The following is a 20,380-nucleotide window of genomic DNA, read 5'->3' on the forward strand; positions in this document are numbered from 1 at the left end:
GCCCCTTCGGCTCGGGGCGACCCCGACGCGCCGGAGCAGGATAGCTGGGCCGTCTGAGCGAAAACTCGGGGGAGGTGGGTGGAACGGGGGTGAATCACGGGTGAAGACGGCGGGCGGTCAGCGCAGGGCGCTCCCGGCCACCCACTGGTCCCACGGCACGTTCCAGTCGCCCAGCCCGTTCGACGGCGGCACGAAGTCCCCGGCCGAGGCCTTCACCTCCAGCACGTCCCCCGGGACGGTGTGCTCGAACAGCCAGCCCGCCGGGGTGTCCTTGCTCGTGCCGCCCTTGGTGTCGGCCAGGCCGATGCAGCCGTGGCTGGTGTTGGCGGTGCCGAACACCCCCGGGTCGGCCCAGTAGTTGCCGTGCAGGAAGGTGCCGGAGGTGGTCAGCCGCATCGCGTGCGGGACGTCCTTGATGTCGTACTCGTCGCCCATCCCGACGGTCTGCGAGTTCATCCGGGTCAGCTTGTACTTCTCCGACACCACCATCACCCCCCGGTAGGTGGAGTGGTCGGGGCTACCACCGGACACCTTGAGCACCCGGACCACCTTGCCGCCCTGCCCGGCCCGGACGGTCAGGGTGTGCGCGTCCAGGTCGACGGTGGAGACCTGCGCCCGGCCGACGGTGAAGTGCAGGTCCCGGTTCTGGGTGCCGAACTCGCCCGGCGCGCCCTGCACGTCCTTGAGCCGCAGGGCCACGGTGACCTTGGTGCCGGCCGCCCAGTACCGCTGCGGGCGGACGTCGAGGCGCTGGTTGCCGAACCAGTGCGCGGCCACCGGCACCGGCGGGTCGGCGGTGACCTGGACGGCCTTCTCCACCGCGGCCCGGTCCGTGATCGGGCGGCTGAAACGCAGCGAGACCGGCATCCCCACGCCGACCGTGGAGCCGTCCTCCGGAGTGAAGAAGGCGACGAAGGTGTGCGCCCGGGCGACCGTCGAGAACGCCGAGTGCTGGGCCGCCCGCTGTCCCTGGTCGTCCTCGGCGACCGAGTCCAGGGTGAAGGCGGTGCCGAGCGGCAACGGGTCGTCCGGCGCCCAGGTGGCGCCGTCCGGGCTGATGGTGCCGGGCAGCTCGGCGCCCCTGGCGTCGGCCAGCCGGACCGAGACCAGCCGCCCCTGGGTGGCGTTCACCCGCACCGGGCCCTCCGGCGGCACGTCCTGGGCGCCGTCCGCGGGCAGCGCGGTGAGCACCGTCCGGGACGGCGGCGGGGGCGGGGTGTACGACGCGCCCGGCGCGGCCCGGTCCTCCGCCGGGACGGCCGGGGAGCCACCGCCGCCGCACCCCGTGAGCACCACGAGGCACCAGCACGCCACCACCGCGCGCCGTGCCCACACCCGAACTCGGCGCCGCATCCCGGGGCCTCCCACTACTCGGGTCCGACGCCTGGAGCGTCCGACGCCGGGAACAACGACGGCGAACCGGGCGGGGACACGCGGAGCGGCACGGAATCGGGCCCGCTCCCCCGCCCACCCGGCACACGACCCCCCGCCCGCCATCCGCCGGTAAGCCTCCGTTCAGCGGCTTCCTCCCCCCTCAATCCGGGAAAGAAAAGGTGAACGGGGTCCGGGACACCCCGTCCAGGGAGGGTACGGCCATGGCGTCAGGGCAGGAGCTGGAAGCCGGGGTGCGGCCGAACGGCGGTCCGGACACCGCCGAGCCACCGTGGCCCGGCAGCTGGCAGCCGCTCGGCGCCCGCTTCCGAACCGACCAGAGCGGCGGCGAGGGCACCAACTTCGCGCTCTGGGCGGGCGGCGCCGAAGCCGTCGACCTGTGCCTGTTCGACGAGGACGGCCGGGAGAGCCGGCACCGCCTCACCGAGCAGGACTTCCAGATCTGGCACGGCTTCCTGCCCGGCGTACGCCCCGGCGCCCGCTACGGCTTCCGGGTGCACGGCCGCTGGGACCCGTGGACCGGCGCCCGCTGGAACCCGGCGAAGCTGCTGCTCGACCCGTACGCCCGCGCCGTCGACGGCTGTTACACCTCCCACGACGCCGCCTGCTCCGCCGTCCGCAACTGGCCGGAGGCCGACGTGGCCGACACCGTCCGGGACAACCGCGACTCCGCCCCCTACGTGCCCAGGTCCGTGGTCGTCCACGATGACGACGACTGGTACGACGACCACCGCCCGAAGACCCCCTGGGCCGAGACGGTGCTCTACGAACTCCACGTCCGCGGCTTCACCATGCGTCACCCCGACGTCCCGCCCCACCTGCGCGGCACCTACGCCGGCCTGGCCCACCCCGCCGCCGTCGCCCACCTCACCCGCCTCGGCGTCACCGCCGTCGAGCTGCTGCCGGTGCACCAGTACGCCAGCGAGGACCACCTACAGGCCCGCGGTCTGGTCAACTACTGGGGCTACAACACGATCGGCTACTTCGCCCCGCACGCCGGCTACTCCGCCTCCGGCTCCCGCGGCGGCCAGGTCGGCGAGTTCAAGCGGATGGTCCGCGCCCTGCACGCCGCCGGGATCGAGGTGATCCTCGACGTGGTGTTCAACCACACCGCCGAGGGCGGCGAACTCGGCCCGGCGCTCTCGCTGCGCGGCATCGACAACGCCGCCTACTACCGCCTCGCCCCGCACCGCCCGCGCGGCTACGCCGACTACACCGGCTGCGGCAACACCCTGGACACCCGCCGCCCGCAGGTGATCCGGCTGATCACCGACTCGCTGCGCTACTGGGTCGCCGAGATGGGCGTGGACGGCTTCCGCTTCGACCTCGCCGCCGCCCTGGCCCGGGGCACGGACGGGGTCGACATGGAGCACCCCTTCCTCGCCGCCGTCGCCCAGGACCCCCTGCTCAGCCGGGTGAAGCTGATCGCCGAGCCCTGGGACGTCGGCCCGGGCGGCTACCAGGTCGGCGGCTTCCCCCCGCTGTGGGCCGAGTGGAACGACAAGTACCGCGACACCGTACGGGACTTCTGGCGCGGCGCCCGCCCCGACGTGCGCGAGCTCGGCTACCGGCTCTCCGGCTCCTCCGACCTCTACCAGCGCGGCGGCCGCCGCCCGTACGCCTCCGTCAACTACGTGACCGCGCACGACGGTTTCACCCTGCGGGACCTCGTCTCCTACGACCGCAAGCACAACGACGCCAACGGCGAGGCCAACCGGGACGGCACCGACGACAACCGCTCCTGGAACCACGGTGCCGAGGGCGAGACCACCGACCCCGAGGTCAACGCCCTGCGGCTGCGCCAACTGCGCAACCTGACGGCCACGTTGCTACTCTCGGCCGGCGTCCCGATGATCACCGCCGGGGACGAGCTGGGCCGCACCCAGGGCGGCAACAACAACGCCTACTGCCAGGACGGCGAGGTCAGTTGGCTCGACTGGTCGCTGCTGGAAGAGCCCGGCTGGCGGGAGCTGTGCGAGCTGACCGCCCGGCTGATCCGGCTGCGCCGCGCCCACCCGGTGCTGCGCCAGCGGGCGTTCTTCTCCGGCCGGGCCGCCACCCCCGGCGGCCAGCCGGACCTCGCCTGGTTCACCCCGCTCGGCAAGGAGATGACCGAGGCGGACTGGTTCGCCCCCACCGCCTGCCTCGGCATGCTGCTCTCCGGCGGCGCGATGTCCGAACGGGACGAGACCGGGCGGCCGTCGTGGGACGACAGCTTCCTGCTGCTGCTCAACGCGGGCCGTGAACCGGTCGCGTTCACCCTGCCCGGCGAGCCCTGGGCGGCACCGGAGGCCGCGTACGAGACGGTGGTCGACACGGCCACCGCGGGCACGGGCGAGCCGCACCCGCGGGGCGCGGTGGTACTCGGCGGGCGCTCGCTCCAGCTGCTGCGCGCGCCCGCCCACAGTGATCCGGAGAAGCCTGCGGCGTGACCGGCCTCGCCCTGCTCTCCGCCCGCGCCCCGCCCGTCCGGGTGGCCGGTTCTCGCCGGACGCCGCCGACAGGGGCGAAAAACCGGATGAGAAGTGACGGGCTCTCTGCCTACCCTCACCGCGATGGCCGAGAACCGACAAGACGATGACGCCGTGATCGGGAGTCACCGCTCCACGGTCCGCTCCCTGCTGCGCCTGTGGCCCTACGCCCGGGCCGTGCGCGGCCGGCTCGCCGTCTCGGTGTCGGCCGCCTCGCTCGCCATGCTCAGCACCCTCGCCGTCCCGGTCGTGCTCGGCCGGATCGTCGACGGCCCGCTCGCCGAGCGCGACCTCGCCGGCCTCTGGCCGCCGGTCGGCCTGCTGCTGCTCCTCGGCATGGTCGAGGCCGCGCTGTTCTACACCCGCCGGGTGGTCCTCTCCCGCCCGCTGGGCCGGCTGGAGGCCACCATGCGCGCCGACCTCTACGCCAAGCTCCAGCGGCTGCCGGTCTCCTTCCACGACCGCTGGGGCTCCGGCCAGATGCTCTCCCGGGCCACCACCGACATGAACGCCATGCGGCTCTTCCTGGCCTTCCCCCTGGTGTTCCTGGTCGTCAACTCGGTGACCTTCCTGGCCGGCACCGTGGTGATGTTCACCCAGGACTGGCGGCTCGCCCTGATCGTCCTGCTGCCCGCCGCGCCGCTGTTCGTGCTCACCCGGCGCTTCGAGTCCGGCTACTCCGGCGCCGCCCGCCACGCCCAGGACCAGAACGGCGACCTCGCCACCGTGGTCGAGGAGTCCATCCTCGGCATCCGCGTCCTCAAGGCCTTCGGCCGCCACCGCTCGATGGCCGAGCACTTCCGTGAACAGTCCCACCGGCTGCGCCGCACCGAACTGCGCAAGGCCCACCTGCTCGCCAACCTGTGGGCGGTGATCGTCGGCCTGCCGGAGCTCGCCCTCGGCTGCGCCCTGGCCGTCGGCGCCTACCTGGTCGCCCACGACGAGCTGAGCGCCGGCACCCTGGTCGCCTTCCTCTCCACCGCGCTCGCGCTGCGCTGGCCGGTCGAGTCGCTCGGCTGGCTGCTCGCCTACGCCAACGAGGCCGCCACCGCCACCGACCGCTTCTTCGAGGTCATGGACGAACCCGAGACCGAGGACCCGGGCACCGCCACCGCCGGACAGGCCCCGGGCGCTTCGGACGGCATCCGCTTCACCGGCGTCCGCTTCCGCTACCCCGACGCCCCCGCCGACAGCCCCGACCTGCTGGCCGGCATCGACCTGCACATCCGCAGCGGCGAGACGATGGCCCTGGTCGGCGCCACCGGCAGCGGCAAGACCACGCTCACCGCACTGCTCCCCCGGCTGTACGAGGCCACCGCCGGCCGCATCACCCTGGACGGCCGGGACATCCGCGAGCTGCCCCGGGAGAAGCTGCGCGCACTGGTCGCGGTGGCCTTCGAGGAGCCCACCCTGTTCTCCGCCACCGTCCGGGAGAACGTCCTGATGGGCGCCCCCGGCGCGGACGAGCGGCAGCTGCGCTCCGCCCTCGCCACCGCCCAGGCCGGCTTCGTCGACAAGCTCCCGGCCGGGGTGGAGACCGAGGTCGGCGAACAGGGCCTGAGCCTGTCCGGCGGCCAGCGCCAGCGCCTCGCGCTGGCCCGCGCGGTGGTCGGCGAGCCGGCCTTCCTCGTCCTGGACGACCCGCTCTCCGCCCTCGACGTGCATACCGAGGCGCTGGTCGAACGGGCACTGCGCGAGGTGCTCGGCTCCACCACCGCCCTGGTGGTCGCCCACCGCCCCAGCACCGTGCTGCTCGCCGACCGGGTCGCGGTGCTCGCGGACGGCCGGATCGAGGCCGTCGGCACCCACCAGGAGCTGCTGCGCGACTGTCCGCACTACCGCGAACTGATGTCGGGCGAGGCCGCCCTCGTGCCGGACGGCCCCTTCGCCTTGGACAGGAGCCGCACCCGATGACCACCACCGCCCAGCCCGCCCAGCCCGCCCAGGCCGAACCGGTCGAGGAGGAGCTGCCCCCGCCCCCGGACGACGAGGAGGACATCCCCGTCCCGCCCGGCGCGCCGAGGGCACTGCTGCGCTCGCTGCTCTGCCCGCACCGGGCCCGGATCGCCGTCGCGATGGTGGTGATCCTGGTCCAGCAGGCCGCGCTGCAGTCCGGCCCGCTGCTGGTCGCCGTTGCGATGGACCGCGGCATCCCGGCCCTGCGCGAGCACGACTCCGGCCCGCTGGTCGCAGTGGTCGCCGGCTACCTCTTCTGCGCCCTGCTCAGCCCGCTGCTGCAGTGGGCGTTCATCAAGATCAGCGCCCGGATCAACCAGGACATCCTGCTGGAGCTGCGCGGCCGGATCTTCCGGCACGCCCAGCGGCTCAGCCTGGACTTCCACGAGCGCTACACCTCGGGCCGGATCATCTCCCGCGCCACCAGCGACATCGACGCGCTGCGCGAGCTGCTCTCCGAGGGCCTCCAGGAGCTGCTGACCGTCTTCCTGTCGGTCTGCTACATCTCGGCGCTGCTGGTGGTGCTGGACTGGCGGCTCGGCCTGGCCTCGCTGCTCTCCATCCTGCCGCTGGCCCTCATCGCCCACTCCTTCCGCACCCGCTCCCGCCGGGTCTACCGCCGCTCGCGGACCGCCGCCGCCGCGATGATCGTGCGCTTCACCGAGACCATGAACGGCATCCGCCCGGTGCAGGCCTTCCGCCGCGAGAAGAGCAACGACGCCGCCTTCGCCGTGGTCAACTCGCAGTCCTCCGCGGCCAACGCGGAGGGGTTCCTGGAACTCGCCCGCTACGTCGGCCTCTCCCGCGCCACCGCCAACCTCTGGACCACCGGCGTCGTACTGCTCGGCGCCTACCTGGTGGTGGACGACGCGCTGGAGCTGGGCGTGCTCACCGCCTTCGTGCTCTACCTGCGCCGCCTGTTCGACCCGATCGACCAGCTGGCGATGTTCCTGAACAGCTACCAGGCCGCCGCCGCGGCGCTGGAGAAGATCGCCGGCCTGCTGGCCCACGAGCCGACCGTCGCCGAGCCGACCGAGCCCGTGGAGCTTCCGCCACCGCCCCGAGCCGAAGGGCGCGCCGGTGCCGAAAGCGATGAGCGACAAGCGACCGACGAAGGAGGGAGTGCGGGAGCGGAGAGCGTCGGCACCGGGTCAGAGCGCCCGGAGGCGATTGGGCGAGTATCAGTCGGCAAGGGCCGCGAGGTCTCCTTCGAGCGGACCCGCTTCGCCTACCGCACCGGCAAGGAGGTGCTGCCGCCCTTCGACCTGCTGATCCCGGCCGGGCAGACGGTCGCGGTGGTCGGCGCGACCGGCGCGGGCAAGTCGACGGTCGCCAAGCTGCTGGCCCGCTTCTACGACCCGACCGACGGCCGGATCCGGCTGGACGGGGTGGACCTGCGCGACCTCGCGACCCCCGAACTGCGGCGCGGGGTGGTGATGGTGACCCAGGAGTCCTTCCTGTTCTCCGGCACCGTCGCGGAGAACATCGCGATCGGCCGCCCCGGCGCCACCCGGGCCGAGGTCGAGCAAGCCGCCCGCGACATCGGCGCCCACGAGTTCATCACCGCGCTCCCGGACGGCTTCGACACCGATGTGCGCAAGCGCGGCGGCCGGATCTCGGCCGGCCAGCGCCAGCTGGTCGCCTTCGCCCGCGCCCTGCTGGCCGACCCGGCCGTGCTGATCCTGGACGAGGCCACCAGCTCCCTGGACGTTCCCGGCGAGCAGGCGGTCCAGCGGGCGATGCGCACCGTGCTGGCCGGCCGGACGGCGGTGATCATCGCGCACCGGCTCTCCACCGTGGAGATCGCCGACCGCGTCCTGGTGATGGACCAGGGCAGGATCGTCGAGGACGGCTCACCGCAGGAACTGATCGACGGCTCCGGCCGTTTCGCCGCCCTCCACCAGGCCTGGCGGGACAGCCTGGTCTAGTGCCTGTCGCCGGGCCCCCGAATGTGCCCGGCCGGGTGCGCCGTCACGCACCCGGCCGGGCCGCCACCCCTTGGGAGCGCGGCCGGGCCGCCGTCCGCCGTGAAGTCGGTGTGCCGGTCCGGCGAGGGGCGGTCCGCCTGCCCGGCCACGTCCAGCGTGCCGCCCGGCAGCACCTGGCCGGCGACCGTCGAGGAGTCGATCACGTGTCGGCACCCGCGGGTGTCAGCGCAGCAGCCCCGCGTCCATCCCCGCCGACTCCGCCGGGAGGGCGACCAGCCCCAGTTCGGCCGGCGAGGCCAGCCGGGGGTGCGCGGGCAGCACCCGGACGGTGTAGCCGAACGGGCCGGTGCGGCAGAGCTCCAGCGAGCCCTCGTAGCGGGTGCGGCCGTCCAGGTCCGGACCGCCGACCGGCTTGAGGGCGAGCACCGAGGCGTCCGAGATGCCGTCGGTCTCGTCCACCCGGCCGGAGACCACCTGCACCTCGACGTCGCCCGGCTCCAGCGACCCGAGCGCGACCTGCACCCGCAGCGCCAGCGAACTGCCCAGCTCCTGTGCCTCAGCCGGGCAGTCGGCCTCGACGTGCTCGACCCGCACGGTCGGCCAGCCCTCCCGGACCTTCGCCTTCCAGAGCGCCAGCTCACGGGCGGCCGTGACCCGCCCGCCCGCCTCCGGGCACTCGGCCCCGGTGCCGACGCCTCCCTCGGCTCGGGGCGGGAGTTCCGCCCTCAGCTCCCGCTCGGCCAGCGCCGCCGGGGCGTACAGCCGCTCCACGTACTCCCGCACCATCCGCCCGGCCAGCACCTTGGGACCGAGGGTGACCAGGGTGTGCCGGACCATGGCGATCCAGCGGTGCGGCAGCCCGTCCGTGTCCCGGTCGTAGAACCGGGCGGCGACCTGCTTCTCGATCAGGTCGTACAGCGCGGCGGCCTCGATGTCGTCGCGCCGCTCGGCCTCGCTGCTCTCCGGGTCGAGCACGCCGCTGCCCTCGTCGGCGGTGGGGATCGCCCAGCCGTTCTGGCCGTCGTACCACTCGTCCCACCAGCCGTCCAGGACGGACAGGTTGAGGCAGCCGTTGAGCGCGGCCTTCATCCCGGAGGTGCCGCAGGCCTCCAACGGGCGCAGCGGGTTGTTCAGCCAGACGTCGCAGCCCGGGTAGAGGTGCTGCGCCATCGCCATGTCGTAGTCCGGCAGGAAGACGATCCGGTGCCGCACCGTCGGGTCGTCGGCGAAGGCGACCATCTGCTGGATCAGCCGCTTTCCGCCGTCGTCGGCCGGGTGGGCCTTGCCGGCGACCACGATCTGCACCGGCCGGGTGGGGTGCAGCAGCAGGGCGCGCAGCCGCTCCGGGTCACGCAGCATCAGGGTGAGCCGCTTGTACGAGGGCACCCGGCGGGCGAAGCCGATGGTGAGCACGTCGGGGTCGAGGACCGAGGAGACCCAGCCGAGCTCGGCCTCGCCGGCCCCGCGCTGGCGCCAGGAGGCACGCAGCCGGCGCCGGGCCTCGTCCACCAGCTGGGCCCGCAGGCTTCGGCGCAGGTCCCAGATCTCGGGGTTGCCGATCCGCTCCAGGCCGGTCCAGCGCTGGGTCTCGCCGGTGGTCATCGCCTCCTCGGCGCGGTCGGCGCCGATCTCGGTGGCGCCGAGGCGGACCACGGCCGGGTCGATCCAGGTGGCGGCGTGCACGCCGTTGGTGACCGAGGTGATCGGCACCTCGGCTGGGTCGAAGCCGGGCCAGAGGCCGTTGAACATCGAGCGGCTGACCTCGCCGTGCAGGGTGGAGACCCCGTTGGCGCGCTGGGCGAGCCGCAGGCCCATGGCGGCCATGTTGAACAGCTTCGGGTCCCCTCCGCGCCAGGTCTCGGCGCCGAGCCCGAGCACCGACTCGACCGGGACGCCGGGCAGCGCGGCGTCGCCGCCGAAGTGACGGGCGACCAGCTCGCGGTCGAAGCGGTCGATGCCGGCCGGGACGGGAGTGTGGGTGGTGAACAGGGTGCCGGCCCGGACGGACTCCAGGGCGGCGGCGAAGTCCAGACCGACGTCGTCGGGGGCGGCTGGGCCGGCGGCGACCAGTTCGCGGATGCGTTCGACGCCGAGGAAGCCGGCGTGGCCCTCGTTGGTGTGGAAGACCTCGGGGGCGGGGTGGCGGGTGAGCCGGCAGTAGGCGCGCACGGCCCGGACGCCGCCGATGCCGAGCAGCATCTCCTGGAGCAGCCGGTGCTCGCTTCCGCCGCCGTAGAGCCGGTCGGTGACGTCCCGTTCGGCGGGTGAGTTGGCCTCGATGCCGGAGTCGAGCAGCAGCAGCGGGACCCGTCCGACCTGGGCCTTCCAGATGTGGGCGGCCAGGGTGCGGCCGCCGGGCAGGGCGAGGTCGATCCGGCTGGGGGTGCCGTCGGCCTCCCGGAGCAGGCTGACCGCGAGCTCGTCCGGGTCCAGCAGCGGGTAGCGCTCCTGCTGCCAGCCGTCCCGGTTGAGGGACTGGCGGAAGTAACCGTGCCGGTAGAACAGCCCGACGCCGATGATCGGCACGCCGAGGTCGCTGGCCGCCTTGAGGTGGTCGCCGGCCAGGATGCCGAGGCCGCCGGAGTACTGGGGCAGCGTGGCGGCGATGCCGTACTCGGGCGAGAAGTAGGCGATCGCGGCGGGCGGCGGGGTGGCGTCGGCCTCCAGCCGGGTCTGGTACCAGCGCGGCCCGGTGAGGTACTCGCGCAGGTCGTCGGCGAGGTCGCCAAGTCTGCGCAGGAACCGCCGGTCGGCGGCGAGCGCGGCGAGCCTGGCGGCCGGGACCTCCCCGAGCAGCCGCACCGGGTCCTCGCCGGTCGCCGCCCAGACCTCCGGGTCCACGGACCGGAAGAGGTCCCTGGTCTCGGGGTGCCAGGACCAGCGCAGGTTGAGGGCCAGCTCGTGCAACGGCTGGAGTTGTTCGGGCAGGACGGTGCGGACGGTGAATCTGCGGATTGCCTTCACAGGCGTGAAGCGTAGCCTTCGGGATCGCCCTGTTAGTGGGTCAAGTGGGCTATTGGGCATCCGTTCGGCCTATTGATGAGATCGCATTCGGCGCACTGGTCTGCACAGGGGGCGCGCGCGGCGCACATTCCGGGGCTTCGCGCTACCAATGCGTGAACTCTGCGGAACAGATCCATTTCCGGTTGCCCGTCCACGCCGGACAAAGCCCGAAACTACTGTCGTACCGCTGCGAAAACCTGGCTCCCGATGCGAGGATGACCGAAGGTCGTCGGTGCTGCGGGGACGCCTCCCGTCGCCGTGAAGCAGCACGTCCGAATCCATTTCGCGTTGATCGTTCCCCTTCTTCCTTAACCCATTCGGCGCTCACCGCGCGGTGACGCGTGTCCTCGCCCTCGGTCGGCTCGTTCACGGGTGGACCGGGCCGCCAGGAGCGTGCCCCTGGCGGCGTGCGCCGGGACGCGCACGGGCTCCGGGGTGTACCGCCACCGGCGCGGCGGGCGCCGGGCAGGTTGCCGGGGACAGCGGCGCGGGCAGGATTCCGGTCGCACGTCCTCCCCACCCAGCAGTCCTCCCGGCACTCCCCTGGCCCGACCCCCCCGGCCCGCGGGAGCTGCCGCCGATCTCGGGCAGGAGTTTGGCATGCACGGCGACACGCGGGACCAGTCCACACCGGTGGCCGAAACCCACGACGCAGCGGTCGCGGAATCCACCGGACGGATGGATTCTGACACTCGGACAGACCCGGCGATGCCGTCGCCCAGGGCGTCCGTGGCGGTCGGTGCCGAATCCTCCGAAGCCACAGCACAGCCCTCCGCAGCGGCCCGACAACCCGGGGCCGAGGAGGGCCGGACCGCGGCACCGCGCAGGCGCACCACCACCACGCGCCGCACCGCCGCCACCGCGACGGCCACCACCCGCCGGGCCGCCGACCCCGAGGCCGCCGCCTCGACCGCTCCCGCCGCGAAGGCCGCTGCCCGCAAGGGCGGCGCGAAGAGCGGCACCGCCGCGAAGAGCAGCACCACCAAGAGCGGCACCGGCAAGACCGCCACCAAGCCCTCCGCCCGCAAGACGACAGAGAGCGATACCGTGATCGGCCGCATCCCCGTCCTGGACGTCAGCCCACTCGTCGACGCCGGCCGCCGCCCGGCCAAGGCCGTCGTCGGCGAGACGTTCCCGGTGACCGCGACCGTCTTCCGCGAGGGCCACGACGCCGTCAACGCCAACGTGGTGCTGCGCGACCCGCGCGGCCGCAGCGGCCCGTGGACGCCGATGCGCGAGCTCGCCGAGGGCACCGACCGCTGGAGCGCGCACGTCACCCCGACCGCGCCCGGGCGCTGGTCGTACCTGGTGGAGGCGTGGAGCGACCCGATCGCCACCTGGCGCAAGGCCGCCTCGATCAAGCTGCCGGCCGGGATCGACACCGCGTTGGTGCTGGAGGAGGGCGCCCGGCTACTGGAGCAGGCCGCCGCCGGGGTGCCGAAGAAGGAGGGCCGGGCGCACGTGCTGGCCGCCGCCGACGCGCTGCGCGACCCGGGGCTGACGCCGCTGTCCCGGCTGGCTGCCGCGCTCGCCCCCGAGGTGCTGGAGCTGCTGGCCCGCCACCCGCTGCGCGAGCTGCTCAGCGCCTCCCGTCCGCTGCCGCTTCAGGTGGACCGGGAGCGCGCGCTGTTCGGCTCCTGGTACGAGTTCTTCCCCCGTTCGGAGGGCGCGGTGGTGGACCCGAACGGGGTCGAGCCGCCGCGTTCGGGCACCCTGCGCAGCGCCGCCGAGCGGCTGCCGGCGATCGCCGCGATGGACTTCGACGTGGTCTACCTGCCGCCGGTCCACCCGATCGGACGAGCCTTCCGCAAGGGCCCGGACAACACTCTGACGGCCGGTCCGCACGACGTCGGCTCGCCCTGGGCGATCGGCTCCCCGGAGGGCGGCCACGACGCGGTCCACCCGGACCTCGGCACCATCGAGGACTTCGACCACTTCGTCGCCGAGGCCCGGGCGCTGAACCTGGAGGTGGCGCTGGACTTCGCCCTCCAGTGCTCCCCCGACCACCCGTGGGTGAACAAGCACCCGGAATGGTTCAGCCACCGCGCGGACGGCACCATCGCGTACGCCGAGAACCCACCGAAGAAGTACCAGGACATCTATCCGATCAACTTCGATCAGGACATGGATGGAATCGTCAAGGAAACCATCCGGATCCTCCAGTTCTGGATGTCCCACGGCGTCAGGATCTTCCGGGTCGACAACCCCCACACCAAGCCGGTGGTGTTCTGGGAGAAGGTGCTCGGCGACATCGCCCGCACCGACCCGGATGTCCTGTTCCTGGCGGAGGCGTTCACCCGCCCGGCGATGATGCACACCCTCGCGAAGATCGGATTCCACCAGTCGTACACGTACTTCACCTGGCGCAACACCAAGACCGAACTCACCGAGTACCTCACCGAACTCACCGGTGACGCGGCGGCCCACATGCGCCCCAACTTCTTCGCCAACACCCCGGACATCCTGCACTCCTTCCTGCAGCACGGCGGCCGCGCCGCCTTCGCGCTCCGCGCCGTGCTCGCCGCCACCCTCTCCCCCAGCTACGGCATCTACGCCGGCTACGAGCTGTTCGAGAACGAGCCGGCCCACCCGGGCTCCGAGGAGTACCTGCACTCGGAGAAGTACGAGCTGCGCCCGCGCGACTGGAACCGCACCGACACCCTCGCCCCGCTTCTCACCGTGCTGAACCGGCTGCGCCGGCGCCACCCCGCCCTGCAGCAGCTGCGCGACCTGCGCTTCCACCCCACCGACAACGAGCAGGTGCTCGCCTACTCCAAGACCGCGACCACCCCCGAGGGCCTGACCGACCACGTGATCACGGTGGTCAACCTCGACCCGCACCACGTCCAGGAGGCCACCGTCAGCCTCGACGGCGACGGCCCGTACATGGTGCACGACGAGCTCACCGGCGCCGCCTACACCTGGGGCCGGCACAACTACGTCCGGCTCGATCCCTCAGCCGAGCCGGCTCACCTCCTCACGGTTCGGAGGAACCCAGCGTGACAGTGAACGAGCCCGTCCCCGACACCTTCCCCGAGACCTCGAAGAAGAACCTGGACCCCGAGTGGTTCAAGCGTGCGGTCTTCTACGAGGTGCTGGTGCGGTCCTTCCAGGACAGCAACGGCGACGGGGTCGGGGACCTCAAGGGGCTCACGGCCAAGCTCGACTACCTCCAGTGGCTCGGCATCGACTGCCTCTGGCTCCCGCCGTTCTTCGCCTCGCCGCTGCGCGACGGCGGGTACGACGTGGCCGACTACAAGTCGGTGCTGCCGGAGTTCGGCGACCTCGCCGACTTCATGGAGTTCGTCGACGCCGCGCACGCCCGCGGCATGCGCGTGATCATCGACTTCGTCATGAACCACACCAGCGACCAGCACCCGTGGTTCCAGGCCTCCCGCGCGGACCCGGACGGGCCGTACGGCGACTTCTACATGTGGGCCGACGACGACAAGCAGTACCCGGACGCCCGGATCATCTTCGTCGACACCGAGACCTCCAACTGGACCTACGACCCGGTCCGCAAGCAGTACTACTGGCACCGGTTCTTCTCGCACCAACCGGACCTCAACTACGACAACCCCCGGGTCCAGGACGAGATGATCGCCGGCCTGCGGTTCTGGCTCGACCTCGGCATCGACGGCTTCCGGCTGGACGCGGTGCCGTACCTGTTCGCCCGCGAGGGCACCAACTGCGAGAACCTGCCGGAGACCCACGAGTTCCTCAAGCGGCTCCGCAAGGAGATCGACGCCGACTACCCGGACACCGTGCTGCTCGCCGAGGCCAACCAGTGGCCGGAGGACGTGGTCGACTACTTCGGCGACTTCGCCGGCGGCGGAGACGAGTGCCACATGGCGTTCCACTTCCCGGTGATGCCGCGGATCTTCATGGCGGTGCGCCGGGAGTCCCGCTACCCGGTGTCCGAGATCCTCGCCAAGACCCCGCAGATCCCGGGCGGCTGCCAGTGGGGCATCTTCCTGCGCAACCACGACGAGCTGACCCTGGAGATGGTCACCGACGAGGAGCGCGACTACATGTACGCGGAGTACGCCAAGGACCCCCGGATGCGCGCCAACGTGGGCATCCGCCGCCGGCTCGCCCCGCTGCTGGAGAACGACCGCAACCAGATCGAGCTGTTCACCGCCCTCCTCCTCTCCCTGCCCGGCTCGCCGGTGCTCTACTACGGGGACGAGATCGGCATGGGCGACAACATCTGGCTGGGCGACCGGGACGGCGTGCGCACGCCGATGCAGTGGACCCCGGACCGCAACGCGGGTTTCTCCTCCGCCGACCCGGGCAGGCTCAGTCTGCCGCCCATCATGGACCCGGTGTACGGCTATCAGGTGACCAACGTCGAAGCGCAGCAGAGCAGTTCGAGTTCGCTGCTGCACTGGACGCGTCGCATGATCGAGATCCGCAAGCTCAATCCGGCGTTCGGCCTCGGCACCTACACCGAACTGCCGTCCAGCAACCCCGCCGTGCTGGCCTTCGTGCGCGAGTACGAGAGGGACCTGGTCATGTGCGTGAACAACTTCTCGCGGTTCGCGCAGCCGACCGAGCTGGACCTGCGGCAGTACGGCGGGCGGTACCCGGTCGAGCTGATCGGCGGGGTGCGATTCCCGTCGATCGGCGAGTGGCCCTACCTGCTCACGCTGGCCGGGCACGGCTTCTACTGGTTCCAGCTCCGGCAGCCCCCGCGCCTGAGCGGCACCAGGCGCTCGAAGTAACGATCCGCCACGCCCCGCCGCGCACCGGTCCACACAGCACCACCAGACCCTCCGGGGGCGCGAGTTGAACCCCCGCGCCCCCGGAGTTCTCTGCACCGCCGCGTACGGAGAACAGCCCAACGGCCACCCACACGAAGGCGTGACACCCGAGCCGTGCTCGCGTGCCGCGACCGCCGCGCCGCCGAAATCCGGAAGACTGACGGACCCGGCCACGACCCGTCGGGCAGTCCGCGTGCTTCCGGGGAAAGGGAGTCATGTCCGAAACCTCCCGTTCTCAAGCCCATGTGCAGCACGACGCCCCGGCCGGTTCCGCCGCGCCGGCGGGCGCGCGGGGCACCGGGGTCCGGAGAACCGCCCTGGGGGTCAGCGAGCTCGTCCAGGCGGCCCTGCCGCTGATCGCCGAGTGGCTCCCCACCCAGCGCTGGTACGCCGGGAAGGGACGGTCCATCACCGGACTCACCCCAATGGTCGGAACCCCGCTACAGGTCGGCGACCCGGCCCTGCTGCACCTGCTGCTGCGGGTCGAGCACGCCACCACGGTCGGCGCCCCGCACGGCGACATCTACCAACTCCTGCTCGGCATCCGCTCACAGGGCCCCGCGGGCATCGAGCCCAGCGCGGTGCTCGGCCGGCTCAGCCAGGGCCCGTACGACGGCGCCGCGCTCTACGACGCGGTGCACGACCCCGAACTCACCGGCCGGCTGCTGGAACACCTGGCGACCGGCGACCGCTTCGGCTCGCTCTCCTTCCGCCGCACCCCCGGCTCCGGACTGCCCGCCAACCTCCCCGGCCGCGCCTCCACCGCCGAGCAGTCCAACAGCTCGGTCATCTACGGCACCTCGTACATCCTCAAGCTGTTCCGGCGCATCCACCCCGGCACCAATCCCGACCTGGAGCTCTCGCTCGCCCTCTCCCGGGCCGGCTCCACCCGCATCCCCCGGGTCGCCGCCTGGTTCGAGAGCCGGATGGAACGCGCCGAGCCCGCCACCCTCGGGTTGCTGCAGCGCTACCTGCCGGACGCCGAGGACGGCTGGGAGCTCGCCCTCGACCAGGTCGGCCGGCTCAAGGGCGACCGCTCCCCCGGCAACTTCGCCATCGAGGCGCACCGGCTCGGCCGCGCCACCGCCGAGGTGCACCGGGTGCTGGCCCGCTCGATGCCGGTCACCCGGCTCGACCGCACCCAGACCGGCCGACTCGCCACCGCGATGGCCGACCGGCTGGACAGCGCGGTCGCCGCCGTCCCCGGGCTGCTGCGGTTCCGGGCCGCGCTGCGCACCGCCTTCCAGCAGCTCGCCGACGCCCACCCGGACGGCCTGCCGATCCAGCGCATCCACGGCGACCTGCACCTCGGGCAAGCCATGCGCACCCCGCACGGCTGGGTGCTGCTGGACTTCGAGGGCGAGCCGGCCAAGTCCGTCAACGAGCGCCGCGAGCCGCAGCCCGCCCTGCGCGACGTCGCCGCGATGCTGCGCTCCTTCGACTACGCGGCCGCCCACCTGCTGGCCGGCGGCCCGGTCGACCCGGAGCTGGCCCACCTCGCCGCCGCCTGGGCCCAGCGCAACCGCACCGCCTTCTGTGCCGGCTACACCGCCGGGGGCGGCGCCGACCCGGCCGCCTCGCCGGAGCTGATGCGGGCGCTGGAGATCGACAAGGCGGTGTACGAGGTGGTCTACGAGGCCCGGCACCGGCCCAGCTGGCTGCCGATCCCGCTGGCCGCGATCAACCGGCTCGCCCTCTCCGTCTGATTCGAAAATCCCCTGACCCCGCGCTCCACCCGTCCCGCCCGAAGTCCACGCACCCCCGCCGTACGCCCACCCCCCGCCGCAGGAGGACCACGCCGTGACGCCGCTCGACCCGACCGGCCGCCCCACCCGCCCCGTTCCGGCCACCTTCCTGGCCGGGGCCTCCGTTCCCCCGGATGCTCCAGCGGACGCCCCCGTCGGGGCACTGCGCCTCCCCGAGGCGCCGCTGCCGCCGGCCGAGGTGGACCGGCTGGTGGGCGGGCAGCACCACGACCCGCACGCGCTGCTCGGCGCGCACCCGGTGCACGGCGGGACGGCGATCCGGGTGCTGCGCCCGTTCGCCGAGCGGGTGGTGGTGGAGACCGCCCAGGGCCCGGTCGAACTCACCCACCAGCAGGGCGGGTTGTTCACCGGCCTGCTGGCGGGCGGCGAACTCCCGGACTACACCCTGCTGGTGACCTACCCCGGCGGCGAGCCGCTGCGCCAACACGACGGCTACCGCGCCGCGCCCACCCTCGGCGAGCTCGACCTGCACCTGATCTCCGAGGGCCGGCACGAGCAGCTGTGGCGGGCGCTCGGCTCGCACGTGCGCACCGTCGGCGGCGTCACCGGCACCGCCTTCGCGGTCTGGGCGCCGAACGCCGCCGGGGTCCGGCTGATCGGCGACTTCAACCACTGGGACGGCACCGGGCACCCGATGCGCTCGCTCGGCTCCTCCGGGATCTGGGAGCTGTTCGTCCCCGGCCTCGCCGAGGGCACCACGTACAAGTACGAGATCCACACCCGGCAGGGCTGGGTGCTCGACAAGGCCGACCCGCTGGCCCGGGCCGCCCAGTGCCCGCCCGGCACCGCCTCGGTGGTCACCTCCTCCGACCACCGGTGGCAGGACGGCGAGTGGATGGCCCGCCGGGCCCGCGCCGCGCACCACCGCGCGCCGATGTCGGTGTACGAGCTGCACCTGGCGTCCTGGCGGCCCGAACTCACCACCTACCGCGAGATCGCCGAGGAACTGCCGCGCTACCTCAAGGAGTTGAACTTCACCCACGTGGAGTTCATGCCGGTGATGGAGCACCCCTTCGGCGGCTCCTGGGGCTACCAGGTCTCCGGCTACTACGCCCCCACCGCGCGGCTCGGCGGCCCCGACGACTTCCGGTACCTGGTGGATGCCCTGCACCAGCACGGCATCGGCGTGATCGTCGACTGGGTGCCCGCGCACTTCCCCAAGGACGACTTCGCGCTCGTCCGCTTCGACGGCGAGCCGCTGTACGAGCCGGCCGACCCGCTGCGCGCCGAGCACCCGGACTGGGGGACGCTGGAGTTCGACTACGGCCGCAAGGAGGTGCGCAACTTCCTGGTCGCCAACGCCGTCTACTGGTGCGAGGAGTTCCACGTCGACGGCCTGCGGGTGGACGCCGTCGCCTCGATGCTCTACCTCGACTACTCCCGCGAGGGCGGCGCCTGGACGCCCAACCAGTACGGCGGCCGGGAGAACCCGGACGCGGCCGCGTTCCTGCAGGAGATGAACGCCACCGTCTACCGCCGCTGCCCCGGCGTGATCACCGTCGCCGAGGAGTCCACCGCCTGGGACGGCGTCACCCGCCCCACCGACGCCGGCGGCCTCGGCTTCGGCCTGAAGTGGAACATGGGCTGGATGCACGACTCGCTGGTCTACATGTCCAAGGAGCCGGTGCACCGCAAGTACCACCACAACGAGATCACCTTCTCGATGGTGTACGCCTACTCCGAGAACTACATCCTGCCGGTCTCGCACGACGAGGTCGTCCACGGGAAGCAGGCCCTGGTCTCCAAGATGCCCGGCGACTGGTGGCAGCAGCGCGCCAACCACCGCGCCTACCTGGGCTTCATGTGGTCCCACCCGGGCAAGCAACTGCTTTTCATGGGGCAGGAGTTCGCCCAGGGCGCGGAGTGGCACCACGAGCAGGGCCCGCAGTGGTGGGTGCTCGACGAGCAGTGGCCGGCTCATCAGGACCACCTGGGCGTGCGCCGGCTGGTCCGCGACCTCAACCGGATCTACCGGGACACCCCGGCCCTCTGGGAGCTCGACACCACCCCGGACGGCTTCCGCTGGCTCGACGGCGGCGCCGCCGAGGACAACCTGCTCTCCTTCGTCCGGTACGCCGCCGACGGCACCCCGCTGGTCGCCGTCTGCAACTTCTCCCCGGTGGTCCGGCACGGCCACCGGGTCGGCCTGCCCGCCCTGGACGGCCGTGAGCAGCTCTGGGAGGAGGTGCTGAACACCGACGCCGAGACCTACGGCGGCAGCGGCGTCGGCAACTCCCACCCGGTCAAGGCCGACCCCGCCGGGTGGAACGGCCAGCCCCGCTCCGCCGAACTGGTCCTGCCCCCGCTCGCCACCATCTGGCTCCGCCCCGCCTGAGCACCGCCGAGCGCCCGCCCGCTCCCGGGCGGGCGCTCACCTCGGAGCCGTCACCGGGAACCCGAGATCCTCGGCGGCCCTGCCGAGCTCGCGGTCGTAGGTGACGAAGTCGGTGAGCTCGGCACGGAACGGCTCCGCGCTGGCCAGATGGAGCGCGTCCAGCGACCCCAGTCGCGGAGTGCGGTAGGCGAGGGCCCGGGCGAGCACCGCGCTGCTGAGATCGACCCGGTAGGCGCCCCGGAGCGCCTGGCCGACGTGGTACGGGACCAGTTGGTGCGAGAGGCCGGCGCGGATCAGCGTGCGGGTGATCTCCAGGCGGGCCAGCTCGCTGGTGATCAGTTCGGTGCCGTCGGGAAGCGCCTCCCGCCAGGCTCGCAGCGCGGCCGTCTCGGGCTCCGGCTTGATGAACTTGAGCAGCGCGCAGGAATCGAGATAGATCAACGGTTGCGCTCCTGGTCCCGGTCCTCGATCAGGAGGTCCGACAGACTGCCGACGTCCGGCAGCAGGTCGAGGGTGAGTTCGGGCATGCCGCGCTCGGCGGGCGGAGTGACCTCGCCGGCCGCGACCATGCGTTCGAGGGTCGTCTCCGGGGCCGTTTCCGGCACCAGTCTCAGCACGGGCCGCCCACGGTCGGTCACGACGATCGTCACACCGGCCCGGACCCGCGCGACCGCCTTCGACGGGTTCTGGTTCAGCTCACGCAGTCCCATGGTCTCCATGCCAGCCAATGTAACTACATCACGTAGGTACATCAAGGTCGAGCAGC

General features: G+C 72.6%; 12 protein-coding genes. 7 read left to right on the forward strand and 5 right to left on the reverse strand.

Annotated features, from left to right (window positions below):
• Nucleotides 1-117 precede the first annotated feature (117 nt).
• Nucleotides 118-1,353 (reverse strand): L,D-transpeptidase, encoded by a 1,236-nt coding sequence (locus tag ACWC9T_RS03645; protein ID WP_449819397.1) that lies wholly within the window; start codon nt 1,351-1,353, stop codon nt 118-120.
• A 242-nt stretch (nt 1,354-1,595) separates the two neighbouring features.
• Here ACWC9T_RS03645 and glgX point away from each other — a divergent pair, with 242 nt between their 5' ends.
• The 3 genes from glgX to ACWC9T_RS03660 all read left to right on the forward strand — a co-directional run bounded on the left by glgX (nt 1,596) and on the right by ACWC9T_RS03660 (nt 7,747).
• Nucleotides 1,596-3,824: a glycogen debranching protein GlgX gene (gene glgX / locus ACWC9T_RS03650; RefSeq protein ID WP_449819398.1), complete on the forward strand. Its 2,229-nt coding sequence runs from the start codon at nt 1,596-1,598 to the stop codon at nt 3,822-3,824.
• Between the two features lie 105 nt (nt 3,825-3,929).
• Nucleotides 3,930-5,777 (forward strand): ABC transporter ATP-binding protein, encoded by a 1,848-nt coding sequence (locus ACWC9T_RS03655; protein WP_449819484.1) that lies wholly within the window; start codon nt 3,930-3,932, stop codon nt 5,775-5,777.
• Complete coding sequence (locus tag ACWC9T_RS03660) at nt 5,774-7,747, forward strand: ABC transporter ATP-binding protein (protein WP_449819399.1); 1,974 nt, start codon at nt 5,774-5,776, stop codon at nt 7,745-7,747. Before ACWC9T_RS03655 ends, ACWC9T_RS03660 begins: the two co-directional genes overlap by 4 nt.
• Here the strand turns inward: ACWC9T_RS03660 and ACWC9T_RS03665 are convergent.
• Both ACWC9T_RS03665 and glgP read right to left on the reverse strand, forming a co-directional pair.
• Complete coding sequence (locus tag ACWC9T_RS03665) at nt 7,744-7,950, reverse strand: hypothetical protein (protein WP_449819400.1); 207 nt, start codon at nt 7,948-7,950, stop codon at nt 7,744-7,746. The two genes, ACWC9T_RS03660 and ACWC9T_RS03665, sit on opposite strands and share 4 nt — an antisense overlap.
• 19 nt (nt 7,951-7,969) lie before the next feature.
• Nucleotides 7,970-10,711, reverse strand: coding sequence for an alpha-glucan family phosphorylase (glgP, locus tag ACWC9T_RS03670; RefSeq protein ID WP_449819401.1), 2,742 nt, complete (start codon nt 10,709-10,711; stop codon nt 7,970-7,972).
• A gap of 1,086 nt (nt 10,712-11,797) precedes the next feature.
• Here glgP and ACWC9T_RS03675 point away from each other — a divergent pair.
• The 4 genes from ACWC9T_RS03675 (at nt 11,798) to glgB (ending at nt 19,614) form a co-directional block, all read left to right on the forward strand.
• Nucleotides 11,798-13,753 (forward strand): alpha-1,4-glucan--maltose-1-phosphate maltosyltransferase, encoded by a 1,956-nt coding sequence (locus ACWC9T_RS03675; RefSeq protein WP_449819485.1) that lies wholly within the window; start codon nt 11,798-11,800, stop codon nt 13,751-13,753.
• Entirely contained in the window at nt 13,750-15,474 is a 1,725-nt protein-coding gene (gene treS, locus ACWC9T_RS03680; protein ID WP_449819402.1) for a maltose alpha-D-glucosyltransferase, read from the forward strand. The genes ACWC9T_RS03675 and treS overlap by 4 nt, the downstream gene beginning before the upstream one ends.
• Before the next feature lie 254 nt (nt 15,475-15,728).
• Nucleotides 15,729-17,219: a maltokinase N-terminal cap-like domain-containing protein gene (locus tag ACWC9T_RS03685; RefSeq protein WP_449819403.1), complete on the forward strand. Its 1,491-nt coding sequence runs from the start codon at nt 15,729-15,731 to the stop codon at nt 17,217-17,219.
• Nucleotides 17,220-17,313: 94 nt separating this feature from the next.
• Nucleotides 17,314-19,614, forward strand: a complete 2,301-nt coding sequence (gene glgB, locus ACWC9T_RS03690) for a 1,4-alpha-glucan branching enzyme (protein WP_449819404.1) — start codon at nt 17,314-17,316, stop codon at nt 19,612-19,614.
• 36 nt (nt 19,615-19,650) lie between these two features.
• Here the strand turns inward: glgB and ACWC9T_RS03695 are convergent, their stop codons facing one another.
• Both ACWC9T_RS03695 and ACWC9T_RS03700 read right to left on the reverse strand, forming a co-directional pair.
• Nucleotides 19,651-20,055, reverse strand: coding sequence for a type II toxin-antitoxin system VapC family toxin (locus ACWC9T_RS03695; RefSeq protein ID WP_449819405.1), 405 nt, complete (start codon nt 20,053-20,055; stop codon nt 19,651-19,653).
• Nucleotides 20,052-20,333 carry a type II toxin-antitoxin system Phd/YefM family antitoxin gene (locus tag ACWC9T_RS03700; RefSeq protein WP_449819406.1) on the reverse strand — a complete coding sequence of 94 codons (282 nt, stop codon included), beginning with the start codon at nt 20,331-20,333 and terminating at the stop codon, nt 20,052-20,054. The genes ACWC9T_RS03695 and ACWC9T_RS03700 overlap by 4 nt, the downstream gene beginning before the upstream one ends.
• Between the last annotated feature and the right edge of the window lie 47 nt (nt 20,334-20,380).

It is taken from the genome of Kitasatospora sp. NPDC001159, from assembly GCF_053598235.1.